This window comes from Pantoea alhagi, from assembly GCF_002101395.1.
Classification (GTDB): domain Bacteria; phylum Pseudomonadota; class Gammaproteobacteria; order Enterobacterales; family Enterobacteriaceae; genus Mixta; species Mixta alhagi.
Window position 1 is genome coordinate 3,521,106 of record NZ_CP019706.1, and the last position, 25,830, is coordinate 3,546,935.

28 protein-coding genes and 1 other annotated feature are annotated in these 25,830 nt (G+C 54.6%); of the genes, 12 read left to right on the forward strand and 16 right to left on the reverse strand.

All coding sequences use genetic code 11. From position 1 onward, the window contains the following. Positions 1-79 precede the first annotated feature (79 nt). The 6 genes from B1H58_RS16670 (at position 80) to oppF (ending at position 7,468) form a co-directional block, all read left to right on the forward strand. Positions 80-1,705, forward strand: coding sequence for an ABC transporter substrate-binding protein (locus B1H58_RS16670; RefSeq protein ID WP_085071576.1), 1,626 nt, complete (start codon positions 80-82; stop codon positions 1,703-1,705). 167 nt (positions 1,706-1,872) lie between these two features. Next, positions 1,873-3,513 (forward strand): oligopeptide ABC transporter substrate-binding protein OppA, encoded by a 1,641-nt coding sequence (gene oppA / locus B1H58_RS16675; RefSeq protein WP_085071577.1) that lies wholly within the window; start codon positions 1,873-1,875, stop codon positions 3,511-3,513. Positions 3,514-3,601: 88 nt separating this feature from the next. Further along, entirely contained in the window at positions 3,602-4,522 is a 921-nt protein-coding gene (gene oppB / locus B1H58_RS16680; RefSeq protein ID WP_085071578.1) for an oligopeptide ABC transporter permease OppB, read from the forward strand. A gap of 14 nt (positions 4,523-4,536) precedes the next feature. Further along, positions 4,537-5,445 (forward strand): oligopeptide ABC transporter permease OppC, encoded by a 909-nt coding sequence (gene oppC, locus B1H58_RS16685; protein ID WP_085071579.1) that lies wholly within the window; start codon positions 4,537-4,539, stop codon positions 5,443-5,445. Between the two features lie 11 nt (positions 5,446-5,456). After that, entirely contained in the window at positions 5,457-6,470 is a 1,014-nt protein-coding gene (gene oppD, locus B1H58_RS16690) for an ABC transporter ATP-binding protein (RefSeq protein ID WP_085071580.1), read from the forward strand. Then, a complete protein-coding gene (gene oppF / locus B1H58_RS16695; RefSeq protein ID WP_085071581.1) occupies positions 6,467-7,468 on the forward strand; it encodes a murein tripeptide/oligopeptide ABC transporter ATP binding protein OppF in 1,002 nt (333 codons plus the stop codon). Before oppD ends, oppF begins: the two co-directional genes overlap by 4 nt. A gap of 55 nt (positions 7,469-7,523) precedes the next feature. Here oppF and B1H58_RS16700 read toward each other — a convergent pair whose 3' ends face one another. Together B1H58_RS16700 and cls are read right to left on the reverse strand one after the other, a co-directional pair. Continuing rightward, on the reverse strand, positions 7,524-7,847 hold the full coding sequence (locus B1H58_RS16700) for an HI1450 family dsDNA-mimic protein (protein WP_085071582.1): 324 nt from the start codon (positions 7,845-7,847) through the stop codon (positions 7,524-7,526). A 46-nt stretch (positions 7,848-7,893) separates the two neighbouring features. After that, the gene (cls, locus tag B1H58_RS16705; protein WP_085071583.1) at positions 7,894-9,354 is read right to left on the reverse strand and encodes a cardiolipin synthase; all 1,461 of its coding nucleotides are present in this window, start codon (positions 9,352-9,354) and stop codon (positions 7,894-7,896) included. 155 nt (positions 9,355-9,509) lie between these two features. Here cls and B1H58_RS16710 point away from each other — a divergent pair, with 155 nt between their 5' ends. Then, complete coding sequence (locus B1H58_RS16710; RefSeq protein WP_133158584.1) at positions 9,510-9,683, forward strand: YciY family protein; 174 nt, start codon at positions 9,510-9,512, stop codon at positions 9,681-9,683. Positions 9,684-9,768: 85 nt separating this feature from the next. Here the strand turns inward: B1H58_RS16710 and B1H58_RS16715 are convergent, their stop codons facing one another. After that, a complete protein-coding gene (locus B1H58_RS16715) occupies positions 9,769-10,065 on the reverse strand; it encodes a YciI family protein (protein WP_085071585.1) in 297 nt (98 codons plus the stop codon). Positions 10,066-10,272: 207 nt separating this feature from the next. Between B1H58_RS16715 and tonB the strand changes: the two genes are divergently transcribed. Then, on the forward strand, positions 10,273-11,019 hold the full coding sequence (gene tonB / locus B1H58_RS16720; protein ID WP_085071586.1) for a TonB system transport protein TonB: 747 nt from the start codon (positions 10,273-10,275) through the stop codon (positions 11,017-11,019). Between the two features lie 69 nt (positions 11,020-11,088). Here tonB and yciA read toward each other — a convergent pair whose 3' ends face one another. From yciA to B1H58_RS16740, 4 genes are all read right to left on the reverse strand, one after another. Continuing rightward, positions 11,089-11,517, reverse strand: coding sequence for an acyl-CoA thioester hydrolase YciA (yciA, locus tag B1H58_RS16725; RefSeq protein ID WP_085071587.1), 429 nt, complete (start codon positions 11,515-11,517; stop codon positions 11,089-11,091). A 60-nt stretch (positions 11,518-11,577) separates the two neighbouring features. Beyond that, positions 11,578-12,114 carry a septation protein A gene (locus tag B1H58_RS16730; RefSeq protein WP_085072349.1) on the reverse strand — a complete coding sequence of 179 codons (537 nt, stop codon included), beginning with the start codon at positions 12,112-12,114 and terminating at the stop codon, positions 11,578-11,580. 62 nt (positions 12,115-12,176) lie between these two features. Further along, positions 12,177-12,914: a YciC family protein gene (locus tag B1H58_RS16735; RefSeq protein ID WP_085071588.1), complete on the reverse strand. Its 738-nt coding sequence runs from the start codon at positions 12,912-12,914 to the stop codon at positions 12,177-12,179. Between the two features lie 25 nt (positions 12,915-12,939). Next, entirely contained in the window at positions 12,940-13,359 is a 420-nt protein-coding gene (locus tag B1H58_RS16740) for a YkgJ family cysteine cluster protein (protein WP_085071589.1), read from the reverse strand. Between the two features lie 267 nt (positions 13,360-13,626). Between B1H58_RS16740 and ompW the strand changes: the two genes are divergently transcribed. Beyond that, positions 13,627-14,259 carry an outer membrane protein OmpW gene (gene ompW / locus B1H58_RS16745; RefSeq protein ID WP_085071590.1) on the forward strand — a complete coding sequence of 211 codons (633 nt, stop codon included), beginning with the start codon at positions 13,627-13,629 and terminating at the stop codon, positions 14,257-14,259. A 51-nt stretch (positions 14,260-14,310) separates the two neighbouring features. Here the strand turns inward: ompW and B1H58_RS16750 are convergent, their stop codons facing one another. The 7 genes from B1H58_RS16750 to B1H58_RS16780 all read right to left on the reverse strand — a co-directional run bounded on the left by B1H58_RS16750 (position 14,311) and on the right by B1H58_RS16780 (position 21,323). Further along, complete coding sequence (locus B1H58_RS16750; RefSeq protein ID WP_085071591.1) at positions 14,311-14,625, reverse strand: BON domain-containing protein; 315 nt, start codon at positions 14,623-14,625, stop codon at positions 14,311-14,313. 143 nt (positions 14,626-14,768) lie between these two features. Further along, positions 14,769-15,572, reverse strand: coding sequence for a tryptophan synthase subunit alpha (gene trpA / locus B1H58_RS16755; protein ID WP_085071592.1), 804 nt, complete (start codon positions 15,570-15,572; stop codon positions 14,769-14,771). Beyond that, positions 15,572-16,762 (reverse strand): tryptophan synthase subunit beta, encoded by a 1,191-nt coding sequence (gene trpB, locus B1H58_RS16760; protein WP_085071593.1) that lies wholly within the window; start codon positions 16,760-16,762, stop codon positions 15,572-15,574. The genes trpA and trpB overlap by 1 nt, the downstream gene beginning before the upstream one ends. 45 nt (positions 16,763-16,807) lie before the next feature. Further along, complete coding sequence (gene trpCF / locus B1H58_RS16765) at positions 16,808-18,166, reverse strand: bifunctional indole-3-glycerol-phosphate synthase TrpC/phosphoribosylanthranilate isomerase TrpF (protein ID WP_085071594.1); 1,359 nt, start codon at positions 18,164-18,166, stop codon at positions 16,808-16,810. A 2-nt stretch (positions 18,167-18,168) separates the two neighbouring features. Next, positions 18,169-19,167 carry an anthranilate phosphoribosyltransferase gene (gene trpD, locus B1H58_RS16770; protein WP_085071595.1) on the reverse strand — a complete coding sequence of 333 codons (999 nt, stop codon included), beginning with the start codon at positions 19,165-19,167 and terminating at the stop codon, positions 18,169-18,171. Positions 19,168-19,182: 15 nt separating this feature from the next. Further along, entirely contained in the window at positions 19,183-19,761 is a 579-nt protein-coding gene (locus B1H58_RS16775; RefSeq protein ID WP_085071596.1) for a glutamine amidotransferase-related protein, read from the reverse strand. Continuing rightward, entirely contained in the window at positions 19,761-21,323 is a 1,563-nt protein-coding gene (locus B1H58_RS16780; protein ID WP_085072350.1) for an anthranilate synthase component 1, read from the reverse strand. The genes B1H58_RS16775 and B1H58_RS16780 overlap by 1 nt, the downstream gene beginning before the upstream one ends. 22 nt (positions 21,324-21,345) lie before the next feature. Then, positions 21,346-21,442: a sequence feature (Trp leader region), on the reverse strand. 148 nt (positions 21,443-21,590) lie between these two features. Here B1H58_RS16780 and rnm point away from each other — a divergent pair. The 3 genes from rnm to rluB all read left to right on the forward strand — a co-directional run bounded on the left by rnm (position 21,591) and on the right by rluB (position 24,261). Continuing rightward, the gene (gene rnm, locus B1H58_RS16785) at positions 21,591-22,475 is read left to right on the forward strand and encodes an RNase RNM (protein WP_249776132.1); all 885 of its coding nucleotides are present in this window, start codon (positions 21,591-21,593) and stop codon (positions 22,473-22,475) included. Between the two features lie 13 nt (positions 22,476-22,488). Beyond that, positions 22,489-23,109: an L-threonylcarbamoyladenylate synthase gene (locus tag B1H58_RS16790; RefSeq protein ID WP_085071598.1), complete on the forward strand. Its 621-nt coding sequence runs from the start codon at positions 22,489-22,491 to the stop codon at positions 23,107-23,109. A gap of 267 nt (positions 23,110-23,376) precedes the next feature. Next, positions 23,377-24,261: a 23S rRNA pseudouridine(2605) synthase RluB gene (gene rluB / locus B1H58_RS16795; RefSeq protein WP_085071599.1), complete on the forward strand. Its 885-nt coding sequence runs from the start codon at positions 23,377-23,379 to the stop codon at positions 24,259-24,261. Positions 24,262-24,315: 54 nt separating this feature from the next. Here the strand turns inward: rluB and cobO are convergent, their stop codons facing one another. Continuing rightward, the gene (cobO, locus tag B1H58_RS16800) at positions 24,316-24,909 is read right to left on the reverse strand and encodes a cob(I)yrinic acid a,c-diamide adenosyltransferase (RefSeq protein ID WP_085071600.1); all 594 of its coding nucleotides are present in this window, start codon (positions 24,907-24,909) and stop codon (positions 24,316-24,318) included. After that, a complete protein-coding gene (locus B1H58_RS16805; protein WP_085071601.1) occupies positions 24,909-25,670 on the reverse strand; it encodes a YciK family oxidoreductase in 762 nt (253 codons plus the stop codon). Before B1H58_RS16805 ends, cobO begins: the two co-directional genes overlap by 1 nt. Positions 25,671-25,830 lie beyond the last annotated feature (160 nt).

Consider the following 25,830-nt stretch of genomic DNA (forward strand, 5'->3'; position numbering starts at 1 on the left):
TAAAGTTTTTTGATCCGGGCAAAGTGAGAACGGATTTTGCTTTACAGCCTGCAGGTTACTTCTAAGAGCAAAAGGTTTTATGAATTCAGCAAATCCTGATTATTTTGGCAAAGCGGCACTCATTGTTCTCCTGGCTTTGTCTGTTAATGCCCGGGCAGCCAGCGTGCCGCCTACTGTAGAGTTAGCTCAGGATCAAACCATTGTTATTAATAACGGTACCGAAGTCGCCTCGCTGGACCCGCATAAAACCGAAGGTGTGCCGGAAAGCGATGTCATAACTAATTTGCTGGAAGGATTGATTGCAACTGATAATGCCGGTCGTCTGCTGCCTGGTGTTGCGCAGCAATGGCAGCAGCAAAATAATGTCTGGACCTTCACCCTGAGGCCGGATGCCCGCTGGAGCAATGGCGACCCGGTAACGGCCGCCGATTTTGTCTACAGCTGGCAACGGCTGGTGGATCCCAAAACGGCTTCTCCCTACGCCAGTTTTTTGCAGTACGCACATATTCTGAACGTCGATGACATTATTGCAGGCAGGCAACCTCCCTCGGCGCTGGGCGTAAAAGCGCTGGACGATCATCACCTGGAGGTTACGCTAAGTCAGCCGGTGCCTTACTTTACGGCGATGCTGGAACATACCGCGTTAAAACCGGTTCATCGCCAGACCATTGAGCAGTGGGGGGACAAATGGACCCGTCCGGAGCATTATGTCGGCAACGGCGCCTATACGCTGAACAGCTGGGTGGTTAACGAGAAAATTACGCTGAAGCGCAACCCACATTATTGGGATAATGCGCATACGATTATTGAAACAGCGATTTTCTTGCCGATCAGCTCGGAAACCAGCGACGTCAACCGCTATCGTAGCGGCGGTATCGATATTACCAACAGCGCGATCCCTCCCGAACTTTTTCCTTTGCTCAAGAAAGAACTGGGCGCTCAGGTGCATGTCAGCCCTTATCTCTGCACTTTTTATTATGAGTTGAATAACCAGCGTCCGCCGTTTAATGATGCGCGGGTGCGTACGGCGGTGAAATTAACCCTGGATCGCCAAATCATCGCTGAAAAAATCATGGGGCAAGGGCAAATTCCCGCCTTTGGCTTTACGCCGCCCTATATTAACGGGGCTAAATTTACCGCGCCGGCCTGGTTTACTCAGACGCAGGCAGAACGCAACGCCACAGCAAAACAGCTGCTGGCTGCGGCGGGCTACGGCGCGCAAAAGCCGCTGACCTTTACGCTGCTCTATAACACCTCCGATCAAAATAAAAAGCAGGCTATCGCTGCCGCCTCAATGTGGAAAAAAAATCTTGGCGCTAACGTCACGCTGCAAAATCAGGAATGGAAAACCATGCTGAATACGCGGCATGAGGGAAATTATGACGTAGCGCGCGCCACCTGGTGTTCCGACTATAACGAGCCTTCCTCTTTTCTGAATATGCTGCTGAGCGACTCTTCGAATAATACCGGTTTTTATCGTAGCCCGGCATTTGATGCATTGATGGCGAAATCGCTGGTGGCCGACGATGCGCAGCGCGCCGTGTTATATCAACAGGCGGAAGCGCAGCTGGATAAAGATTCAGCGCTGGTGCCGGTCTATTACCGCGTCAGCGTGCGACTGGTGAAGCCCTGGGTAGGCGGCTTTACCGGCAAAGATACGCAGGACCGACAGAACATTAAGAATTACTACATCACCAAACATTAATTCGCTGCCCGGGTAATTGATAACGGGCGGTAGATGATGGCAGCCCTAAGAAAACAGGAAGCAAACCCTGTCCGGCTTCAGGTTCCGGAGCGCGTGGCAGGTAACCCGTACAGCGGGGGAAAGCCGCAGGTAAATACTGCGGTAATTATAAAAAAACTGGAGTAAACATGACCAACATCACAAAAAAAAGCCTGGCGGCACTGGGCGTTATGGCAGCGCTGGGCGCATTAACCGTGAACAGCGCGCTGGCAGCCAATGTGCCGGCAGGGGTGCAGCTGGCGGAGAAACAGGAGCTGATCAGAGGCAACGGCGCCGAGCTGCAGTCGCTCGATCCCCACAAAGTCGAAGGCACGCCGGAAGCCTATGTGAGCCGCGATCTGTATGAAGGGCTGGCGATTAACGACGCCGACGGCAAAATTCAACCTGGCGTGGCGGAAAGCTGGGAAAGCAAAGAGGGCGGTAAGGTCTGGATCTTCCATCTGCGTAAAAATGTGAAATGGTCCAACGGCGAGCCGCTAACCGCCAATGATTTTGTTTATAGCTGGCGTCGTCTGGCCGATCCGAAAACCGCCTCGCCCTATGCCAGCTATCTGCAGTACGGCCACCTGCTAAACGTAGATGATATTATTGCAGGTAAAAAAGCGCCGGATACCCTTGGGATTAAAGCGGTTGATGACCATACGCTGGAGGTTACGCTGAGCGAAGCGGTGCCTTATTTTTACAAGCTGATTATTCATCATTCAATGTCGCCGGTGTATAAACCCGTTATCGAAAAATTTGGCGATAAGTGGACGCAGCCGGAAAACTTCGTCGGCAACGGCGCGTTTAAGGTTAAAGAGTGGGTGATTAACGAACGCCTGGTTGTAGAGCGTAACCCGCAATACTGGGATAACGCCCATACCGTACTGAATAAAGTCACCTTCCTGCCCATTTCTTCAGAAGTGACCGATACAAACCGCTATCGCAGCGGCGGCAGCGATATGACCTATAACTATCTGCCGATTGAGCTGTATCAGAAGCTGAAAAAAGAGATCCCGCAGGAGATCCATGCCGACCCGTATCTCTGCACCTATTATTATGAAATTAATAACCAGAAACCGCCGTTTAACGATCCGCGCGTGCGTACCGCGCTGAAGCTGGGTATCGATCGCGATATCATCGTGAATAAAGTAAAAGCGCAGGGCGAAGACCCCGCCTGGAGCTATACGCCGCCATTTACTGACGGCATCACTCTGACCAAACCGGAATGGATGAGCTGGACCCAGCAGAAACGCAATGAAGAAGCGAAAAAGCTGCTGGCCGAAGCGGGCTATACCGCCGATAAACCGCTGTCGTTCAGCCTGCTGTATAACACTTCCGATCTGCATAAAAAGCTGGCCATTGCCGCCGCCTCGATCTGGAAGAAAAACCTGGGCGTTGATGTGAAGCTGCAAAACCAGGAGTGGAAGACCTTCCTTGATACGCGTCACCAGGGCAACTTTGATGTCGCGCGCGCCGCCTGGTGTGCCGATTACAACGAACCCACCAGCTTTCTGAATACCATGCTCTCAAACAGCAGCAATAATACCTCGCACTATAAAAGCGCTGAGTTCGATAAGCTGCTGGCGCAGGCGCTGAGCGCGAAGGATGAGGCTACGCGGAGCCAGATTTACGCCGAAGCGGAGAAGGTGCTGGATAAAGATTCCGTTATTGTGCCGATCTACTACTACAAAAACCTGCGTCTGGTGAAACCGTACGTCGGCGGCTATACCGGCAAAGATCCGCTGGATAACTCGCACGATAAAGATCTCTATATCATCAAACATTAATGCAGGTTTCCGGGCGGTCGCAGGCCGCCCATTTCAGGCAATATGGCTTCGGCTATCCGGCTGAAGCCAGGTTTATCAGGTACGGGCAATGTTAAAGTTCATCCTGCGTCGCTGCCTTGAAGCAATTCCGACGCTATTTATTCTGGTTACTATCTCTTTCTTTATGATGCGCCTGGCGCCCGGTAGTCCCTTTACCGGTGAACGTGCCTTAACGCCGGAAGTAATGGCGAATATCGAAGCGAAATATCATTTAAACGATCCGATGTGGAAGCAGTACGTCGATTACCTTAACCAACTGGCGCACGGCGATTTCGGTCCCTCGTTTAAATATAAGGATTATACCGTTAACGATTTAGTGGCCGGCTCGTTCCCGGTTTCCGCGAAGCTCGGCGCAGCGGCCTTTATTTTTGCCGTGCTGCTGGGGGTAACGGCAGGCGTTATCGCTGCGTTAAATCAAAACAGTAAATGGGATTATGTCGTCATGGGGGTGGCGATGACCGGCATAGTTATTCCCAGTTTTGTTGTCGCGCCGCTGCTGGTATTAATCTTTTCTATTACTCTGAAATGGTTGCCCGGCGGTGGCTGGAACGGCGGGGCGCTGAAATTTATGATCCTGCCGATGGTGGCGCTGTCACTGGCCTATATCGCCAGCATTGCGCGTATTACCCGTGGCTCAATGATCGAGGTCATGCACTCTAACTTTATTCGTACCGCGCGTGCGAAAGGATTACCGACGCGGCGTATTGTGTTACGTCACGCCTTAAAGCCTGCGCTGTTGCCGGTGCTTTCTTATCTTGGCCCCGCTTTTGTTGGCATTATTACCGGCTCGATGGTTATTGAAACTATTTACGGGCTACCGGGAATTGGTCAGCTGTTTGTTAATGGCGCGCTGAACCGTGACTATTCACTGGTACTGAGCCTGACGATTTTAGTCGGCACGCTGACCATTGTTTTTAACGCCATCGTTGACGTGCTGTATGCCGTTATCGATCCAAAAATTCGTTATTAATACCGGGGCTCGCCATGATTTTAAGTAAGAAAAATAGCGAAGCTCTTGATACGTTCAGTGAAAAGCTGGAAGTGGAAGGGCGCAGTTTGTGGCAGGACGCGCGTCGTCGTTTTATACATAACCGTGCGGCGTTGGCCAGCCTGTTTATTTTACTGCTGATCGCGCTTTTTGTGATTATTGCCCCCTGGGTCTCGCCCTTTGCCTATGATGATACCGACTGGGCGATGATGTCTGCCGCGCCAGATATGGAATCGGGCCACTATTTCGGCACTGACTCTTCCGGACGCGATCTGCTGGTGCGCGTGGCGATTGGCGGGCGCATCTCGCTGATGGTTGGCATTGCCGCCGCGCTGGTGGCGGTAGTGGTTGGCACCCTGTACGGCACGCTGGCGGGCTATCTGGGCGGAAAAACCGATTCCGTTATGATGCGCCTGCTGGAAATCCTTAACTCCTTTCCCTTTATGTTCTTTGTGATCCTGCTGGTGACCTTTTTCGGGCAAAACATCCTGCTGATCTTTGTCGCCATCGGCATGGTCTCCTGGCTGGATATGGCGCGTATTGTGCGCGGCCAGACGTTAAGCCTGAAGCGAAAGGAATATATTGAAGCAGCCCAGGTTGGCGGCGTCTCGACAATCAAGATTGTGCTGCGCCATATCGTGCCGAACGTGCTGGGCGTGGTGGTGGTCTACGCCTCCTTACTGGTGCCGGGCATGATCCTGTTTGAGTCATTCCTTAGCTTTCTGGGACTGGGTACGCAGGAGCCGCTCAGCAGCTGGGGTGCCTTACTGAGCGACGGTGCCAACTCAATGGAAGTGTCGCCCTGGCTGCTGCTTTATCCGGCGGGGTTTCTGGTGATTACGCTGTTTTGTTTTAACTTTATCGGCGATGGCCTGCGTGATGCCCTCGACCCGAAAGATCGTTAAGGAGTTTCCCGATGAGTACTATTGAGGTTCAGCCAGCGATGGCGAAAAACGCGGGAAGCGACTTACTGCTCGACGTGAAGGATTTACGCGTCACCTTTTCTACCCCGGACGGCGATGTCACGGCGGTGAATGATCTTAACTTCAGCCTGCGGGCCGGTGAAACGTTAGGGATTGTCGGCGAATCCGGCTCCGGTAAATCACAAACCGCTTTTGCCCTGATGGGCCTGCTGGCCAGTAACGGACGCATCGAAGGCTCCGCGCGTTTTAACGGTCGTGAAATCCTTAACCTGCCGGAGAAGCAGCTTAACGCGCTGCGGGCGGAGCAGGTGGCGATGATTTTCCAGGATCCGATGACCTCGCTGAATCCCTATCTGCGCGTCGGCGATCAGCTGATGGAAGTATTACAGCTGCATAAAGGAATGAGCAAAGCGCAGGCGTTTGAAGAGTCGGTACGGATGCTGGATGCGGTAAAAATGCCGGAAGCGCGCAAGCGCATGAAAATGTACCCGCATGAGTTTTCTGGCGGCATGCGCCAGCGCGTAATGATTGCCATGGCGCTGCTTTGCCGGCCCAAACTGCTGATTGCCGATGAGCCGACCACCGCGCTTGATGTGACGGTGCAGGCGCAAATCATGACGCTGCTGAATGAGCTGAAGCGCGAATTCAATACCGCCATCATTATGATCACGCACGACCTGGGAGTCGTGGCGGGTATCTGTAATAAGGTCCTGGTGATGTACGCCGGACGCACCATGGAATATGGCAGCGCGCGCGACGTCTTTTATCATCCGGCGCATCCTTACGCGCTGGGGCTGCTGAACGCGGTGCCGCGTCTGGATACGGAAGGGGAATCGCTGCTGACCATACCGGGCAATCCGCCGAATCTGCTGCGTCTGCCGAAAGGGTGTCCGTTTCAGCCCCGTTGCCCCTATGCGATGGAAATCTGCGCCGCCGCGCCGCCGCTGGAAGCCTTTGGCGAGGGACGTTTGCGCGCCTGCTTTAAGCCGGTGGAGGAATTAGTATGAATGCCGTAGCTGAGAAAAAAGTCCTGCTTGAAATCGCCGACCTTAAAGTGCATTTCGATATAAAAGATGGCAAACAGTGGTTCTGGCAGCCGTCGAAAACCCTGAAGGCGGTAGATGGCGTCAGCCTGCGTCTGTATGAGGGAGAGACGCTGGGCGTGGTTGGCGAATCAGGCTGCGGCAAATCAACGCTGGCGCGCGCCATTATCGGCCTGGTCAAGGCGACTGAGGGCCGCGTCGCCTGGCTGGGCCGCGATCTGATTGGTCAAAGCGACGAAGAGTGGCGCAAGGCGCGCAGCGATATTCAGATGATTTTTCAGGATCCGCTGGCCTCGCTGAACCCACGCATGAATATCGGCGATATTATCGCTGAGCCGCTGCGAACCTATCATCCCAATATGCCGCGTCAGGAAATAAAAGATCGTGTGAAGGCGATGATGATGAAAGTCGGGCTGCTGCCGAACCTGATTAACCGTTATCCGCATGAGTTTTCCGGCGGTCAGTGTCAGCGTATCGGTATTGCCCGCGCGCTGATTCTGGAGCCGAAACTGATCATTTGCGATGAGCCAGTATCGGCGCTGGATGTTTCGATTCAGGCGCAGGTAGTTAATCTGTTACAGCAGTTACAGCGTGAAATGGGGCTTTCACTAATCTTTATCGCTCACGATCTGGCGGTGGTAAAACATATTTCCGATCGCGTGCTGGTGATGTATCTGGGACATGCGGTAGAGCTGGGAACCTGGAGCGAGGTCTATAACAATCCGCAGCATCCTTATACCCGCGCGCTGATGTCTGCCGTACCGATCCCCGATCCCGATCGGGAGAGAAATAAAACTATTCAGCTGCTGGAGGGCGATCTGCCATCGCCGATTAATCCGCCATCGGGCTGCGTGTTCCGTACCCGTTGCCCGATTGCCGGACCCGAATGCGCGAAAACCCGCCCGCTGCTGGAGGGGAGTTTTCGCCATGCGGTTTCCTGCCTGAAGGTTGATCCGCTATAGCGTGCTGATACCAAAAAGGCTGCCGGAGGCAGCCTTTTTGGTCATGGGACGCACGTTATTCACGCCATAAAATATGGCACAGCTTATGATCTTTCTCACGGCACAACAGAACGCGGGCAAAGACGTCGGTTACCGGTTCGCCTTCCGCTTCGCCAAGACCAATCACCACCTCGGCGAAAAAGTCGGGATTCAGATCGTAATCGACATGCTCGCGCCAGTCTTCCGAGGGATCAAACAGCTCCGCGCCGCCGCGCTCTTCAAACTGCAAGTTAAACAGAATGATATCCGCCGGATCGAGGTTATCACCCGCCAGCTCAAGAAAAATATCGTAAGCCTGTTCCAGCGTTTCATCTTCAGTAAGACGGTTATTTAAGTCCATGATTGATCCCGTATGCCCGCAGGCGTAATAGCATTTTCCGCATCTTTTACAGCAACGGACTAAAGAAGTAAAACAGTCGTTCAACGATCCGCTGCCACCAGGGGCGACGCACCCAGCGTTTGGCATCCACCAGACGGGAGCGGGCGATATAATCATCCTGCACGTGCGCCAAATCGCTGCCAAAACCGTCGTCGTCAATCACCAGCGTAATTTCAAAATTCAGCCACAGGCTGCGCATATCCAGGTTAACGGTGCCAATCAGGCTAAGCTGCCCATCCACCAGCACGCTTTTGGTATGCAGCAGGCCGCCTTCGAACTGATAAATTTTTACCCCGGCTTCCAGCAGTTCAGTAAAGAAAGCGCGACTGGCCCAGCCAACCAGCAACGAGTCATTATGACGCGGCACAATGATACTGACATCAACGCCGCGCAGCGCCGCCGTACAGATAGCATGTAATAAATCGTCGCTGGGAACAAAGTAGGGCGTGGTCATAATCAGTTGTTCGCGCGCCGAATAGACCGCTGTCAACAGCGCCTGATGGATCATATCCTCCGGGAAACCGGGACCAGAGGCGATCACCTGTATAATATGCCCGCTCTCCTGTTCGAAGGGCATCACGTTAGTATCCGGCGGCGGCGGCAAAATGCGTTTGCCCGTTTCAATCTCCCAGTCACAGGAGTAGATGATGCCCATGGTGGTGGCTACCGGGCCCACCATACGCGCCATTAAATCGATCCACTGACCCACGCCCGCATCCTGTTTGAAATAGCGCGGGTCTACCATATTCATGCTGCCGGTATAGGCAATATAGTTATCGATCAGCACCACTTTACGGTGCTGACGTAAATCCATACGGCGCAGAAAAACGCGCAGCAGGCTGACCTGCAACGCCTCCACAACGTCAACCCCGGCATTGCGCATCATCGCGGGCCACTGGCTGCGGAAAAAGGTGACGCTGCCGGCTGAATCCAGCATCAGGCGACAGTGCACGCCGCGTCGCGCTGCCGCCATCAGCGACTCGGCAACGTCGTCTGCCAGGCCGCCGGGATGCCAGATATAAAACACCATCTCGATATTATGGCGCGCCAGCTGAATATCACGGATCAGGGCTTTCATCGTATCGTCAGTACTGGTCAGCAGCTGCAGCTGGTTGCCTTTCACACCGGCAATGCCCTGACGATTTTCACACAGCTGAAACAGCGAGCGTGCCACATCGCTGTGTTCTGTGGCGAAAATAGAGTGACAGCTTTTTAAGTCATGCAGCCAGCGGGCCGTAGAGGGCCACATGGTGCGCGCGCGCTCAGCACGCCGTTTGCCCAGATAGAGCTCGCCAAAGGAAAGATAAGCGATGATGCCCACCAGCGGCAGAATATAGATAATCAACAGCCAGGCCATCGCTGACGTTACTGCCCGGCGTTTCATCAGAATACGCAGCGTCACGCCAGCGATCAGTAACCAGTAGCCGAAAAATAAAAGCCAACTAATCAGAGTGTAGAACGTGGTCATAAAGTGGAAGTCCGGTTCGCGCTTTGATGCAGGGAGTGTACGTGGAGATAGCCACCTGCGAAACCCTTTGCCATTAATCAGCAACAGAGAAGGATGTTGCCAGCAGAGGAAAAGATCTATAATGCGCCGCGTTGTTTGGCAATCGGATAAATATTATGAAGCGAAGCAGGAATGAAGTCGCTCGCTGGCGTATGTTGCGTCAGGCTCAGCGTAAAAAGGCGCGCTGGCTGGAAGGGCAGTCGCGACGTTATCGACGTATTCATGCTATTCGCCATCAGCTGGCGCAGCAGCAACGCCGTTCAGTGCTGTTTATCAACTATTTCTGGTAAGAAAAAAGGGAGCTTTGTGGCTCCCTTAATGTTTCTCTGAGGCTTTTTGCCCCTGCTTATTTACCCGCCAGCAAGATGTTTACGCTCAAAATACCCGCTTAAACGGCTTTACTGCGACCTGTTTATAGACGCCAGCGGCGATATAGGGATCGTCCTCAGCCCAGGACTGCGCGGCTTCCAGCGAGGGGAACTCAGCGATCACCGTTGAGCCGGTAAAACCCGCCGCTCCCGGTTCGTTACTGTCAACGGCAGGCATCGGGCCTGCCACAATTAAACGACCTTCGTCCCGCAGTAGCTGTAGACGAGCAAGGTGGGCCGGGCGAACGGCGCCGCGCTTTTCCAGCGAATCGGCATTGTCTTCAGCATAAATAACATACAGCACGATAATTACTCCTGTTGGGGCGGGTCAGTTTGGCAGTTACGTTAATTTATCGTAAAGTTTTGTGCAAATGAAAAGATAACGCCGTGTTGACCTGTAGCAATGAAGGCGGGTTTTATGCTTTTTTCTGGCTGCTGTAGTGGGTGAGTTGTTGAAACTGATTGCTATTTGCATTTAAAATTGCGACCTCACTTGACCATGCGAATAGTTATGACAACGCTGACGACTCCTTTACCTCGCCGCTTATCAGTATCCATGTTGCTTTCAGTGGCGCTGCACGGCAGCGTGATTGCCGCTTTGTTGTATGCTTCGTTTAACCGGAGCGTTGAAGCGCCTAAGATGTCGCAGCCCATTAGCGTCTCGCTGGTGGCTCCGGAGGTTCAGCCGCAGGCACAGCCTACACCGGAGCCTGCGCCCATGCCGGAACCAGAACCGGAACCCCAGCCGGAGCCGATGCCTGAGCCGCCGAAGGCGGAGCCGGTAACGATCCCCAAACCTGAGCCAAAACCCAGGCCGAAGCCCAAACCGAAACCGGTTAAAAAAGAGGTGGTGAAGCCGCCTAAAGAGATCAAACCACAGACGCAGCCGCGGCAGGCATCGCCTTTCCAGGAAAATAGCGCTAAAACCACGGCGGCGAAACCCTCCACCGCGCCGAAAACTTCGCCAGCGCCATCGCGCACCGTTTCTGACGGACCGCGAGCGTTAAGCGTCGGCAAGCCGGGCTATCCCGCGCGCGCTTTTGCCCTGCGTATTGAAGGGCGTGTGCGTGTGCAGTATGACGTAGACAGCAGCGGACGTGTTGATAACATTCGTATTCTGTCAGCGCAGCCGCGTAATATGTTTGAGCGTGATGTGAAGCAGGCTATGAGGAAGTGGCGCTATGAGAGCGGTAAGCCAGGCAATAACCTGACGATGACTATCGTGTTTCGCATTAATGGCGGCACCAGCATTGAATAGCACGGCGATCGCCTGAAAAAGGTGCCGCGCCTGCGCGGCACCTTTTTCATGAATTACAGACGCGGCGCTTTATTCCGTACTCTCCTGCGCAAGATAATGACTCTTCCCGGCTGGTAGCGGACGAGATTTCCCCTGTTCATCTACCGCGACATAGATAAAAATCGCTTCGGTAGTACAGTAGAACTGGCCCAGCGGCTCAGAAGAGACTTTCTTGATCCAGACTTCCACATTGATGGTCATCGAACTGCTGCCGGTGCGAATACAGCGGGCATAGCAGCTGACAACGTCTCCTACCGCCACCGGCTTAAGGAACGTCATTCCATCAACGCGTACCGTCACAACGCGTCCCTCGGCCAGCTCCTTGGCCAGAATAGCGCCGCCAATATCCATCTGCGACATCAGCCAGCCGCCGAAAATATCGCCGTTAGCGTTGGTATCCGCCGGCATCGCCAGCGTACGTAACACCATTTCGCCTTGCGGCTTACGATTATTATCCATTACTCAATTCTTTAGTTAGCAAAATAAAAGCCCGGTGCATTGGGGCCGGGCAGAGCAGAACTATTTTTCCTGCTGAGGCATCAGACGGTAAATATAAACGCCGCTGAGCAAGGTAAACAGCAGCGTCAGGCCCGTCAGGCCGAAGACTTTAAAATTAACCCAAAACGCCTGCGGCATCCAAAAGGCAACATAGATATTCGCCAGACCACACGCCAGAAAGAACAGCGCCCAGGCAATATTCAGTTTACGCCAGGCGTATTGCGGCAGCTGCAGCTCTTTCCCCAGCATGCTCTGAATTAATGGTTTTTCCATGAAAAGCTGGCTGAACAATAATGCCAGAGCGAACAGCGTATAAATAACCGTGACTTTCCATTTGATAAACTCATCGTTATGGAAAACCAGCGTCAGCGTGCCGAATACCGCGACCAGCACAAAGGTAAAGATGGTCATCTTTTCCAGTTTACGATAGAGGATCCAACTGGCGACCAGCGCCAGCCCGGTTGCGGCTATCAGCGCGCCGGAGGCGACATAAATATCGTACAGCTTATAAAAGACGAAAAAGACCACCAGCGGAAGAAAATCGAGTAGTTGCTTCATAATGAATTCCAGATCGAGCCCGGTAGAAAAGAACAACGGCATACAAAGTATGCCGTCAGAACTTAACGCAGCAGCATATAAAGACGGAACAGATAAATAACCAATATTGCCGAAACCAGGTTGCTTAACGCATTAAGCAACACAGAGGCGACATTAGCCGGCAGGACGGTAAAGGAAGAGGCCAGCAGCAATAAGGCCATTTTAGCCAGCAACCAGACGATGACCGCTGGTGCGATCAGACGCATATGTGCCCAGGCGAGACGGGAACTGGTGCGCAGCGCGGCAAGAATACCGGTTTTCTCAATCGCCAGAATCACCGGCGCCAGAGAAAGCAGGATACCCAGAATCACGCCGGGAATAACCAGCACCATAAAGCCAAGCTGTACCACCAGCGTAATCAGAAAGGTCAGCAGCAGCAGACGCGGCAGCAAAGGAGCAGAAGCGCCAATCGCCCGCAGCGCGCTGGTTCGTTGACCCGCCGACACCAGAGGGATCAGGCAAAGCATGGCGCCGAGCAGCAATGTATTACCGACCAGAGAGGCAAACGTACCGGCTGCTGAAGCGCGTAGCAGAACCTGCTGCTGTTCCGGCGACAAGTTTTGGATCACCTCAATTAACGAAGTGGCGCCGCCGTTATCGCCTTCGCTCAGTATCGAGAGCTGTTCTGCGTCCGGTGTTAACACATGACCAATCATCACTGTAATCAGTGATGTCAGTAATGCTATCAGCACAATAGTGGCCAGCTGATGACGCAAAAAATTTCCCGTGTCACGGTATAGCGAGCCCGCCGTGATGGACATGTACACTCCTTTGGTAATTACCGGTTTACAGATCCGGCGATTGTACATGGTCTGACGCGGGACTGGCACCCAGACTTACATAACTTTCAGTAAGTGGCGGGTTTGATGAAAAAAACAGCGGTGGCAGACCATATTTTGCCCGGGCACGGTCACAGGCTTCATTCCCGACACCATTTTCACCGGACATAGCAAATTCACGGCAGGGCGTTGGACGCTGTTCGTAAATACCACAGGAGACGCACTGACCCACTTCGCCCTGCAAAGCAACACAGCGCGGCGTACGGGCATTTGTGCCACGCATGTTGCGCATCAGCAAATTAAGCGGTTCGGTGAGATCGGCGGGTACGCCTCCACCGGCATCATCTGCCTCAGCCCAGTAGAAGGAAACACGGAAATGGGCGCAGCAGGCACCACAGGAAACACAAGGATTAAAATTATCGCTCATTTGATCGCCCGCCCCTCCGAGGCATCGAACCAAAATCACACTGGAAGATCAGCAAAATAATCTTTCATGTAACGTCCTGCAACGGGAATTTCACAGGTGTTACCGCTTTGTTTATTGATCTAAATCAATGTTGCCTTTTTTAAGTGCTATGGAAAATTTGATCTACATGATTTTTCAGCCGTTTCGTTGTAAAAGGTGCTTCTGACACTTTTTTCTTACTTATAAGTGGGTAGGGGTTAATCCCTTTTAATTACACAAGGAGTAGTTATGAAACGAGCTGCATTAGCGTTGGCGTTCCTCTCGGCATTTCCGGTTATTGCCAGCGCCCATCAGGCGGGCGACTTTTTTATACGTGCGGGTAGCGCGACGGTTCGTCCCTCTGAAGGATCGGATAACGTGCTGGGGATGGGGTCTTTTGACGTTGATAACAATACGCAGCTCGGTCTGACGTTCACCTGGATGGCCACCGATAATATTGGCGTAGAGCTGCTGGCTGCAACACCGTTTCGCCATAAAGTCGGCCTCGCTGCGACGGGTACGCTGGCAACCGTACGTCAGCTTCCGCCAACGCTAATGGCGCAATATTACTTTTTTGACAGCAACAGTAAGCTGCGTCCTTATGTCGGGGCCGGGATTAACTACACCACCTTTTACGATACCGATTTTAACCAGACCGGACGCGACGCGGGCCTGAGCGATCTCAGTGTAAAAAATTCATGGGGGATGGCCGGTCAGGTGGGGCTGGATTATGAAATCGATCAAGACTGGATGCTGAATATGTCGGTCTGGTATATGGATATTGATACCGAAGTCAAATTCAAAGCGGGCGGTCAGCAGCAGAATATCGATACGCGTATTGATCCCTGGGTATTCTTCTTTGGCGTGGGTTACCGCTTCTGATTGCGCTGCTAAAACGCATAAGGCCGCTGGCATAGCGGCCTGAGCGGAAAATTATTTAATCTGCATATTATTGACTACCGATTTCACGCCCGGCACGCGGCGCGTCACTTCTACCGCATGGTTAGCCATCTGCGGCGAAGAAACAAAGCCGCTGAGCTGTACCCGACCTTTAAAGGTCTCCACATTTATTTCACGTGCTTTCAGTGATTCGTCGCCCAGGAACTGGGATTTCACCCTGGTAGTGATCACCGTGTCATCAATATATCCCCCGGTTCCTTCCTGGGTGGAAGTCGGGGCGCAGGCGCTCAGCATCATGGCTACCGCCGCAGCAGCCACTGTTCCGGTAAACAATTTAACAGCTTTCATATCGCTACTCCCTGTCATGAAAAAGGCGGTTGCCGCTTCGATTAGCGGCACATTAAGTGTGGTAGACAATAGTGGGAAATACAAACGGGCAGGGGAAAAGGCGCGGATAAAGAGTGCCTTACCAGAGGCAAGGCACAGAGGATTTAGCGGGTAGCCGCTTTCAGCTCGCTGACAAAACGTTTCAGCTCGGCAAGCATCACGTCAGGTTCGGCGTGGTGTTTTTCTATGATTTTTACAATGGCAGAGCCGGAAATTGCACCGTCTGCGCCAGCCGCAATCGCCTCTTTTACCTGCGAAGGTTCTGAAATGCCGAAACCTTGCAGCGTAGGCGCGGCATGGTACTCACGCAGCGTGTCGATTAAATGCTTTAACGGCAGGCTGGCGCGCTTCTCCGCTCCGGTAACGCCGGCACGCGACAAAAGATAGATATAACCACGTCCGTAAGAAGCGACCGCGCGCAGCAAATCATCATCGGCATTAGGCGGGCAGATAAATATCGGCGCGATATTATGACGCATCGCTGCCTGACGGAAAGGACCTGACTCTTCGACCGGCACGTCGGCAACCAGCACCGAATCGACGCCAGCCTGCTCGCAGCGGGCATAAAATTCATCGACGCCGTTAGTAAACACCAGGTTTGCGTACATCAGCAGCCCAATCGGTAAATCGGGATATTTATGACGTATGGTCGTCAGCATCTCAAAACATTGCGCCGGCGTGGTTCCGGCAGCAAAGGCGCGCAGCGTGGCGTTCTGAATAGTCGGCCCATCCGCCAGCGGATCGGAGAAGGGAATACCTAACTCAAGGGCATCGGCACCAGCGGCCACCAGCGTATCGATAATCTGCAAAGAGAGCTCCGGCGAGGGATCGCCCAGCGTAACAAAAGGAACAAAAGCGCCTTCTTTGCTGGCCTGCAGACGTTTAAACAGCTGTTCATAACGTTCCATTAGATCTCTCCCTGCGCTTTCAGAATATCGTGAACGGTAAAAATATCTTTGTCGCCACGGCCGGAAAGGTTGACCACCAGCAGCTGCTCTTTTTCAGGATCTTGCTGAATCATCTTCAGGGCCCAGGCCAGCGCATGCGCTGATTCCAGAGCCGGGATAATACCTTCCGCCCGGCAAAGCTGTTTAAAAGCCGCCAGCGCTTCGTTATCGGTAATGGATACATATTCCGCGCGGCCAATGCTGTTCAGATGTGCATGCTGCGGCCCCACCGACGGGAAATCCAGCCCGGCGGAAATGGAATAGGACTCTTCAATCTGACCATCCTCGGTCTGCATCATCGGCGCCTTCATACCGAAATAGATGCCAACCCGTCCATGCTTCAGCGGTGCGCCATGCTCGCCGGTTTCAATACCGTGCCCGGCAGGCTCAACGCCAATCAGACCGACATCTTTCTCATCAATAAAGTCGGCAAACATACCGATAGCGTTTGAGCCGCCGCCCACGCAGGCGATCACCGCATCCGGCAAACGTCCTTCCGCCTGCATGATCTGCGCTTTGGTCTCTTCGCCAATCATCCGCTGAAACTCACGCACGATAGTAGGATAAGGATGCGGCCCTGCGGCGGTGCCCAGCATATAGTGCGCGGTCTCATAGCTGCCGGACCAGTCGCGCAGCGCCTCATTACAGGCATCCTTCAGCGTCGCGGAGCCACTGTGAACCGGGATCACTTCGGCGCCCATCAAACGCATGCGGAAAACATTGGGCGACTGACGTTCTACATCTTTTGCGCCCATATAAATACGGCATTTCAGGCCCAGCAGGGCGCTGGCAAGGGCCGAGGCGACGCCATGCTGACCCGCGCCGGTTTCGGCAATGATTTCCGTTTTGCCCATCCGTTTCGCCAGCAGTGCCTGGCCCAGAACCTGATTGGTTTTATGCGCGCCGCCGTGTAGCAAATCTTCACGCTTCAAATAGAGACGCGTTTTGCTGCCTTTGGTCAGGTTCTGACAAAGCGTCAGCGCAGTGGGACGTCCGGCATAATTCTTCAGCAGATCGTTAAACTCCGCCTGAAAGTCGGCGTCGCGTTGGGCGCTAACAAAGGCTTCTTCCAGCTGGCGCAGCGCAGGCATCAGAATTTGCGGAACATACATGCCGCCAAATTCGCCAAAGTAGGGGTTCAGTAATGTCATGTGCGTTATTTTCCTTATCACCGCCCGCGGTGCGGACGTATGCTGTCAGTAGGCGCGCAGCGTTTGAAAAACTGCGGCGATCTTTTCGGCATCCTTGATGCCCGGCGCGCTTTCAACACCGGAATTAAAATCGAGCCCGACGCAGCCCAGCTGCGCTGCCGATACGCAATTATCTGCACCGAGACCGCCCGCCAGCAGCACATTATCCAGCTGCTGGCCGGTGAGTAATGACCAGTCGAAACGCTGGCCGCTGCCGCCAGCGCCATTATCAAAAACATAGCGATCGACATGGGCGAGATTGCGCGTCGGAAGCCGATCGCTCACGCTAAGCGCTTTCCAGATCGCGATTTCTGGCGGCAGTTCAGCGCGCAGCGTATCAATATAATCCTGATCTTCATTGCCGTGCAGCTGAACGGCGCTCAGAGACAGCGCACGGCTGGTTGTGACAACGTCACCGATTGCCGCATTGCGGAACACGCCCACGTAGCCCAAAGGGGCCGCTGCAATAACCTGTCGTGCCTGGGCAATATCAACTTTACGCGGCGATCCTTCGGCGAAAATCAAACCGCCATAAATGGCGCCTGCCTGCCAGGCCGCAAAGGCATCTTCTGGTCGGGTCAGGCCGCAAACTTTGTTATCTCCCAGCAGCACGCGCCGTACCGCCAGGTGAAGATCCGCTTCGCTCATCAGGGCGGAGCCGATTAAAAAACCGCTGGCAAAACGGCTCAGTTCACGAACCTGCGCATAGCTGCCGATGCCAGATTCACTGATTACCGTGACGCCGTGACCCGTCCGTGGCGCCAGCTGGCGGGTACGGTCCAGATTAACCGACAGGTCGCGCAGGTCGCGGTTATTGATACCCACAACTCTGGCGTTCAGCGCCAGCGCGCGCTCCAGTTCGGCTTCGTTACTGACTTCGGTCAGAATTCCCATTTCCAGGCTGTGCGCCACCGCCGCCAGCTGACGATACTGTTCATCATCCAGCACGGAAAGCATCAGCAATACCGCATCGGCCTGATAAAAGCGCGCCAGGTAAATCTGCCAGGGATCGATAATAAAATCTTTGCACAGCACTGGCTGGCTAACCGCTGCGCTCACCAGCGACAGGTAGTCGAAACTGCCCTGAAACCACGTCTCGTCGGTGAGCACGGAAATTGCTGACGCATAATCTTTATAGACTTCAGCTATGGCTACCGGATCGAAATCGGCACGGATCACCCCTTTGGAGGGCGATGCTTTTTTACACTCAAGAATAAAAGCGGTGCGGGCGCCCTGTAGCGCATGATAAAAACTGCGGGTGGAGGGCACCAGTTGCTGCTGAAAAGAGGCCAGCGGCTGGAGCGTCTTGCGATTTTCCACCCATAGCCTTTTATCCCGGATGATCTCATTCAGTACGGTTTGCATCTCTAGCCTCTTGCTGCCAGCGCGACAACGCGCTCGTAAGCCTGACCGCTCGCAATCGCTTTCAGCGCGCGCCGGGCATTATCACGTAAATCTTCATTGCCAAAAATTTTCAATAACATAGCAACGTTAACCGCCACGGCGTGCTGGTGCGCCTGCTCGCCTTTACCCTGGAGCAATTGCGTCAGAATGTCACGGTTTTCTTCCGGCGATCCGCCTGCCAGCGACTCTTTAGTATGATACGGCAGGCCGAAATCATCTGGCGTCAGCTGATAGCTGGTGATATCGCCGTCGCGCAGTTCCGCAACCTGCGTGGCGCTGTGAATGGCCACCTCGTCCATACCGCCGCCGTGAACCACCGCCGCACGCTGATAGCCCAGCACACGCAGCGTTTCCGCAATCGGCAACACCAGTTCCGGGCTGTAAACGCCAATCACCGCCAGCGGCGGGCGCGCTGGATTGATTAGCGGTCCCAGCACGTTAAACAACGTCCGGCTTTTTAACTGCTGGCGTACCGGCATCGCATGGCGAAAACCGGTGTGATACTGCGGAGCGAACAGAAAACAGACGTTAAGATCGTCCAGTGCCTGACGCGCCTGTTCAGCCGGTAAATCCAGGCTGATGCCGAACGCCGCCAGCAGATCGGATGAGCCGGACTTGCTGGAGACGCTACGGTTACCGTGCTTGGCCACCTTCAAACCGCAGGTTGCTGCGACAAAAGCGCTGGCGGTAGAGATATTAATGCTGTTGCTGCCGTCGCCGCCGGTGCCGACAATATCGGCAAAGGCGTAGTCGGGGCGCGGAAAGGGACGTGCGTCCGCCAGCAGAGCCGATGCGGCACCGGCGATCTCCTCCGGACGTTCGCCGCGTACTTTCATCGCTATCAGCGCTGCCGCCAGCTGCGTTGGTTCCAGTTGGCCGGTGATAATAGCGCTGAACAGCTGGTGGCTTTCTGCCCGGGTCAGCGTCAGCCCCTGATAAAGTTTCTCCAGAATATGTTGCATCCTTTTCTCCTTAGCTTATGCCAGCGCCCAGGCCAGAGTTTGTTCCAGCAGGCGCGCGCCCTGCGTGGTCAGAATTGATTCCGGATGAAACTGAAAGCCGCATACCCGGTCAGCATCGTGGCGCACGGCCATCACCATCTCGTTAAACGTGGCGTTGATAGTCAGTTCGTCAGGCGTATTGCTGCCTACCAGCGAGTGATAACGCGCGACCGGCAGCGGATTACTCAGTCCGGCAAACATCGCCTGGTTATCATGGGTAACAGCGGAGGCTTTACCGTGCAGAATTTCACCGGCCTGACCAACGTGACCGCCGTAAGCTTCAATAATCGCCTGATGGCCCAGGCAGATACCGATAATCGGCAGGCGACCGCGCAGACGCTGTAACAGCTCAGGCATACAGCCCGCCTCAGCCGGTGCGCCAGGGCCAGGCGATAGCATCAGCACCGGGTTTTCCATCTGTTGCAGGCGCTCAATCAGGGTATCGGCCGGCACAGTGTTGCGGTAAATCACCACGCGGTGACCAAAGGTACGTAGCTGATCGACCAGGTTGTAGGTAAAAGAGTCGATATTATCGAGCAGCAGAATATCAGCCATTAGAACGTCTCCTGGCAATGATGAGCGGTGGCGATGGCGCGCAAAACGGCGCGCGCTTTATTGCGGCTTTCATCCGCTTCGGCCTGCGGCTGTGAGTCCAGCACCACGCCAGCCCCCGCCTGAACGGTAGCGATGCCATCTTCAACATAAGCCGAACGGATCACAATGCAGGTATCCAGGTCGCCGCTGGCGGTGAAATAGCCGACGGCGCCACCGTATACGCCGCGCCGCGTGCCTTCCGCACCGGCAATCAATTGCATGGCGCGTACTTTCGGCGCGCCGCTCAGGGTGCCCATATTCATACAGGCACGATAGGCATGCAGCACATCCAGATCCTGGCGCAGCGTGCCCACTACGCGTGAAACCAAATGCATAATAAAGGTATAGCGGTCCACCTTGGTCAGATCGGCGACGTAGCGGCTGCCGGGCTCGCAGATGCGCGCCAGATCGTTACGCGCTAAATCAACCAGCATCAGATGTTCTGCCAGCTCTTTATGGTCGGTTCGCATCTCCAGCTCAATGCGGCTGTCTAAATCGCGATCCAGCGAGCCATCGGCATGGCGACCACGCGGACGCGAACCGGCAATTGGATAGATTTCAATCTGGCGTGAGGCGGCGTCATATTTCAACGAGCTTTCCGGAGAAGCGCCAAACAGCGTGAAATCGCGATCCTGCATAAAAAACATATAGGGGCTGGGATTATTGTTTTTCAGCGTTTCGTAAGCCGCCAGCGGCGACGGGCAGGGCAGAGAGAAGCGGCGTGACGGCACCACCTGAAAAATTTCGCCGACACGGATCGCCTGCTGCATATTGCGTACCACCTCGCAATACTCTTCATCGCTCTGGCTACAGCTCAGCGTCATCTGCTCAACGCGCTGTACCGGCAGCGGCTGGGGAGGCTGTAACATCTGTTCATGCAGTTGATGAATGCGGCGCTGCAGGCGCTGGAATTCATCGGTAGAGGGAGCAAACAGGCTGGCCTGCAGACGTGCGCTCTGATGCTGATGATCCAGCACCAGCAGCGTCTCGGCCAGATAGAAGCAATAATCCGGACAGCGCTGCTCATTTCGTAAGGCGGGCAGCGGCTCGAAGCCGGCTACTAAATCGTAGGCGAACAGTCCGCCGAGCAGCATCGACTCGCGCTCATCCTGCGGCGCGTCCACCAGCTGGACAATCAGGCGCAGCGCATCAAAAACCGACAGGGATTTCAGCCGGGAATCCTCGTCCTGAGTGCCGCCTGTTTCAGGAAACAGCAGCTCGCGACCATCGGGACGGTGCTGATTGCTTACCTCAACGGGCAACGCCGCATCCAGCAGCGGCAGCAATTGACGGCCATTTTCCGAAAGCGCCTGTACGGTAACGCGGTTGCCGAGGGCGGTAATGCGCAGCGCGCTGTCAACAATTAGCAGGCTTTTCAGGTTACGTTTACTGTCAATATCCGCCGATTCCAGCAGCAGCGTAGCCGGACGGGCGCCGCACAGCTGATGGAAAACCGCAGCGGGATCTTCACGGTAGGGGGCCGAGCCGGTAATCACTTTCAATCCAGGTTTTGCATTCAACATAATCGGTTCTCTAAAATCGCTCAAAAAAAAGCCCGCATCGGCGGGCTCAGGTATCAGCATGTGATCATTACAGATGCGTGACATCGTCGCCCTTCAGCAGAAGCGCGCCACCATCCCATCATCAATTTATGCTTAAACATCATCATGGATACCCCCGCGTGAACTTGTGTACTAGTTAACGGGTTCAGGGGTTAATTGTCAATACTTTTTTATATAGCGGTTAATCCGTTATGATGCGTCGACGTTTTATGTTTTTCAGGAGTTATTTTGACCGCAACCACGCCAATAAGCGCCTTTCCCATTTACGATCTACACAGCCATACCCGCGCATCGGATGGTCTGTTATCCCCTCAGGAACTGGTGTTGCGCGCCGTTGAAATGCGCGTTGGCGTACTGGCGATTACCGATCACGATAGCGTGGCCGGCTTAGCCGCCGCCAGAGAAGCGATTAATCAGCAGGCGCTGCCACTGCATTTGATTGATGGCGTAGAGGCTTCCACACTGTGGGAGAACCATGAAATTCATATTGTAGGATTAGGGATCGATCCCGCGCACCCGGTCATCACCGAATTTCTGGCCGGGCAGAGTGAATGTCGCATGGCGCGCGCCAGGCTTATGGCCGAGCGGCTGGAAAAGGCGCGGATCCCAGGCGCGCTTGAAGGCGCGCTGACGTTAGCAGCAGGCGGGGCGATCACGCGCGGCCACTTTGCCCGCTGGCTAATTGCCCAGGGTAAAGCCGACAATATGGCCCAGGTATTCAAACATTATCTGGCGCGCGGCAAAACCGGCTACGTGCCGCCACAATGGTGTACAATTAAACAAGCCGTTGATGCTATTCATCATTCCGGTGGTTATGCGGTATTGGCGCACCCGGGGCGTTATGGTTTATCAGCCAAATGGCTGAAACGCCTGATCGCCCATTTCGCCGAAATTGGGGGCGACGCTATGGAGGTGGCGCAGTGCCAGCAACCGCCAAACGAACGCAGCCAACTGGGACGCTATGCACAGGAATATCAGCTGGCAGCGTCGCAGGGCTCTGATTTTCATCAACCCTGTCCGTGGATTGAGCTGGGTAAAAAGCTGTGGCTGCCGGGCGGCGTGGAAGCCGTATGGTCCCGCTTTCCGGTATTAATGCCCTCCACGGAAAGGTGATAAGAGGTTAGCTATGAGTCAGATGTTTCATATTCATCCCGACAATCCACAGCCGCGCCTGATTGGCCAGGCCGTTGATACGCTGAATAAAGGCGGTGTGATTGTTTATCCTACCGATTCAGGCTATGCGCTGGGCTGTCGGCTGGAAGATAAAAACGCCATGGAGCGTATCTGCCGTATTCGTCAGCTGGATGGCAATCATAATTTTACCCTGGTTTGCCGCGATCTTTCTGAGCTGTCAACCTATGCGCATGTGGATAACAGCGCGTTTCGGCTGATTAAAAACAACACGCCGGGCAACTACACGTTTATCCTGAAAGGGACCAAAGAGGTACCGCGTCGTTTGATGAATGACAAGCGTAAAACCATTGGCCTGCGCGTGCCCTCTAATCCGGTGGCGCTGGCGCTGCTGGAGGCGCTGAATGAGCCCATGATGTCAACCTCGTTGATGCTGCCCGGCAATGACTTTACCGAGTCTGACCCGGAAGAGATTGAAGATCGTATCGGCAAGCTGGTGGATCTGATTATTGACGGCGGCACGCTGGGACAGCAGCCGACCACGGTGATTGACTTAACCAGCGATACGCCAGAGGTCATTCGGGAAGGGGTCGGCGACATCCGCCCTTTCCGCTAAACCCTGACCGGCGTTAAGCGCCGGTCAATGCAGCGGGAGAAGAGGGCTGCGGATGGAAAGCCATCAGCAGCGCTATAAATCCGCTCTGAAAGTGCGCGTACAGGAAACACGGGCAAGTCGGTAAACTTCATGTATACTGTGCGGCCACATTGCACGGGGTCGCATAAAAAGGCGGACTCAGCGCAATCCCTCCTTTCAGGTTATGGCTCGCCACGCCGTGACAGAAGCAATAAACGACGCCTGTGAAGGCGACAGTGAGGCAGCTCAATGAGCGAAAAGTTACAAAAAGTATTGGCGCGGGCCGGGCATGGCTCTCGTCGTGAAATAGAAACCATGATTTCTGCCGGGCGCATTAGCGTAGACGGCAAACTGGCGACGCTAGGCGATCGTATCGAACCCAACGCCACGGTAAAAATCCGTATTGATGGACATGTCGTCTCCGTTAGTGAATCCAACCAGCAGGTTTGCCGCGTACTGGCTTACTACAAGCCGGAAGGCGAGCTCTGTACCCGCAACGATCCCGAAGGGCGTCCGACGGTATTCGATCGTTTGCCACGCCTGCGCGGTGCGCGCTGGATTGCCGTAGGGCGTCTGGATGTCAACACCTGCGGTCTGTTGCTGTTTACCACCGATGGCGAACTGGCTAACCGTTTGATGCACCCCAGCCGTGAAGTTGAACGTGAATATGCGGTACGCGTATTCGGGCAGGTTGATGATGCAAAAATCCGTCAGCTGAGCCTGGGCGTACAGCTGGAAGATGGTCCGGCCTCGTTCCGTACCATTAAGTTCAGCGGCGGTGAAGGGATCAACCAGTGGTACAACGTTACCCTGACCGAAGGGCGCAACCGTGAGGTTCGTCGTCTGTGGGAAGCCGTTGGCGTTCAGGTAAGCCGTCTGATTCGCGTACGTTACGGCGATATCACGTTACCCAAGGGGTTACCGCGCGGCGGCTGGACCGAGCTGGATCTGCAGCCGGTTAACTATCTGCGTGAGCTGGTAGAATTGCCGCCGGAAACCATCAGCAAGGTGCCGGTAGAAAAAGATCGTCGTCGTACCAAGGCGAACCAGATCCGTCGCGCAGTGAAGCGCCATACGCAGGTAAGCGGCAATCGTCGTCCGGCAAAGCGCGGCGAAAGCCCTAAACGCGGTTAAGCGTTAACGCGGAAAGCGTATGAAAAGGCATCCCTTGGGATGCCTTTTCTTTTTCTACCAGTCGATGCCCTGTTGCGCCTGGATACCGGCATCAAAGGCATGTTTAACCGGCCGCATCTCGCTGACCGTATCCGCCAGCGCCAGAATATCGCGGTGGCAACCGCGCCCGGTAATAATCACGCTTTGATGAGCGGGGCGCTGCTGGAGCGCAGCGATAACCTCTGCCAGCGGAAGGTAATCGAAGCTGAGCATGTAAGTTATTTCATCCAGAATGACCAAATCGAGCATGGGATCCTGCAGCATACGTAGCGCATGCTGCCAGACGGCAAGGCAGGCCTCGGTATCCGCCGCGCGATCCTGCGTTTCCCAGGTAAACCCGGTTGCCATAACCTGGAACTCAACACCGTGTGCTTCCAGCAGGTTACGCTCACCGTTGGGCCACTCGCCTTTGATAAACTGAATCACGCCAACCTTTTTCTGATGTCCTGCCGCCCGCGTTGCGGTACCAAAGGCGGCGGTAGTTTTCCCTTTGCCGTTGCCGGTAAACACCATCAGAATGCCACGGGTTTCGCTGGCGGCGGCGATGCGGGCGTCAACCTGTTCTTTCAGGCGCTGCTGCCGCTGCTGGTGACGATCCTGCGCGGCCATTATTCTGCCGGTCCTGGTTTGCGTCCCGGCTGTGCATCAAAGCTGATACCGGTTTTGCGGCGGCTGTCGTCGCCCATCAGATAAAGATAGATAGGCATGATTTCCGCTGGCGTTTTCAGCTTGTCCGCATCCTCTTCCGGGAAGGCGCTGGCGCGCATTTTGGTGCGGGTACCGCCAGGATTGATGCAGTTAACCCGCAGATTACGATTTTTATACTCTTCCGCCAGCACCTGCATCATGCCTTCGGTAGCAAACTTTGATACAGCGTAAGCGCCCCAGCCAGAGCGACCCACACGGCCAACGCTGGAACTGGTGAAAACCAGCGAACCCGACTCTGCGTTCAGCAGCAGCGGCAGTAGCGCCTGGGTCAGGAAAAAAGTGGCATCGACATTGACGCGCATCACCTGTTGCCATATCTCTGGCGCAAGATCGGCAAGCGGCACGATTTCGCCCAGCAGACCGGCATTATGGAGCACACCATCCAGGCGCGGTACCTGCTGCGCCAGCTCACTGGCGAACTGATGGCAGCTCTCCGACGTCACCGTAGCCAGATCGAGAACACGTATCAGCGGCGTCGCTTTGCCCAGTGCGCTGATTTCATCACAGACGCGCTGCAATTTTTCTGCATTGCGCCCCAGCAGGATAACCTGCGCGCCATAGCGCGCGTAGGTGAGCGCCGCTTCACGTCCAATACCGTCGCTGGCACCGGTAACAAGGATAATTCGTTGATCAAGCAGATCGCTTTTCGGTTGATAATGCAAAACGTCTTCCTCGGCGAGTAAGGGTTCAGCACGGGGCTGAGAAGATCTAAGCAGGAGTTATGCCTGAAAAATATCGCCAGTTCAATGTCGCAGCGCCCATTTCCCCCCGGCGAGCCGCTTTACAGGCGACGAAGCAGGCCGACTCGGCTACACTACGCTC

Coding starts and splice junctions, on each gene's coding strand:
- B1H58_RS16710 (WP_133158584.1), top strand. CDS start 9,510: ATGAAGCGAAGCAGGAATGAAGTCGCTCGCTGGCGTATGTTGCGTCAG.
- oppA (WP_085071577.1), top strand. CDS start 1,873: ATGACCAACATCACAAAAAAAAGCCTGGCGGCACTGGGCGTTATGGCA.
- B1H58_RS16740 (WP_085071589.1), bottom strand. CDS start 13,359: ATGAGCGATAATTTTAATCCTTGTGTTTCCTGTGGTGCCTGCTGCGCC.
- tonB (WP_085071586.1), top strand. CDS start 10,273: ATGACAACGCTGACGACTCCTTTACCTCGCCGCTTATCAGTATCCATG.
- oppF (WP_085071581.1), top strand. CDS start 6,467: ATGAATGCCGTAGCTGAGAAAAAAGTCCTGCTTGAAATCGCCGACCTT.
- B1H58_RS16750 (WP_085071591.1), bottom strand. CDS start 14,625: ATGAAAGCTGTTAAATTGTTTACCGGAACAGTGGCTGCTGCGGCGGTA.
- B1H58_RS16790 (WP_085071598.1), top strand. CDS start 22,489: ATGAGTCAGATGTTTCATATTCATCCCGACAATCCACAGCCGCGCCTG.
- B1H58_RS16670 (WP_085071576.1), top strand. CDS start 80: ATGAATTCAGCAAATCCTGATTATTTTGGCAAAGCGGCACTCATTGTT.
- trpA (WP_085071592.1), bottom strand. CDS start 15,572: ATGGAACGTTATGAACAGCTGTTTAAACGTCTGCAGGCCAGCAAAGAA.
- B1H58_RS16730 (WP_085072349.1), bottom strand. CDS start 12,114: ATGAAGCAACTACTCGATTTTCTTCCGCTGGTGGTCTTTTTCGTCTTT.
- B1H58_RS16775 (WP_085071596.1), bottom strand. CDS start 19,761: ATGGCTGATATTCTGCTGCTCGATAATATCGACTCTTTTACCTACAAC.
- yciA (WP_085071587.1), bottom strand. CDS start 11,517: ATGGATAATAATCGTAAGCCGCAAGGCGAAATGGTGTTACGTACGCTG.
- trpB (WP_085071593.1), bottom strand. CDS start 16,762: ATGACATTACTGAACCCCTACTTTGGCGAATTTGGCGGCATGTATGTT.
- cls (WP_085071583.1), bottom strand. CDS start 9,354: ATGACCACGTTCTACACTCTGATTAGTTGGCTTTTATTTTTCGGCTAC.
- B1H58_RS16700 (WP_085071582.1), bottom strand. CDS start 7,847: ATGGACTTAAATAACCGTCTTACTGAAGATGAAACGCTGGAACAGGCT.
- B1H58_RS16780 (WP_085072350.1), bottom strand. CDS start 21,323: ATGTTGAATGCAAAACCTGGATTGAAAGTGATTACCGGCTCGGCCCCC.
- trpD (WP_085071595.1), bottom strand. CDS start 19,167: ATGCAACATATTCTGGAGAAACTTTATCAGGGGCTGACGCTGACCCGG.
- cobO (WP_085071600.1), bottom strand. CDS start 24,909: ATGGCCGCGCAGGATCGTCACCAGCAGCGGCAGCAGCGCCTGAAAGAA.
- oppD (WP_085071580.1), top strand. CDS start 5,457: ATGAGTACTATTGAGGTTCAGCCAGCGATGGCGAAAAACGCGGGAAGC.
- rluB (WP_085071599.1), top strand. CDS start 23,377: ATGAGCGAAAAGTTACAAAAAGTATTGGCGCGGGCCGGGCATGGCTCT.
- oppB (WP_085071578.1), top strand. CDS start 3,602: ATGTTAAAGTTCATCCTGCGTCGCTGCCTTGAAGCAATTCCGACGCTA.
- oppC (WP_085071579.1), top strand. CDS start 4,537: ATGATTTTAAGTAAGAAAAATAGCGAAGCTCTTGATACGTTCAGTGAA.
- B1H58_RS16735 (WP_085071588.1), bottom strand. CDS start 12,914: ATGTCCATCACGGCGGGCTCGCTATACCGTGACACGGGAAATTTTTTG.
- trpCF (WP_085071594.1), bottom strand. CDS start 18,166: ATGCAAACCGTACTGAATGAGATCATCCGGGATAAAAGGCTATGGGTG.
- ompW (WP_085071590.1), top strand. CDS start 13,627: ATGAAACGAGCTGCATTAGCGTTGGCGTTCCTCTCGGCATTTCCGGTT.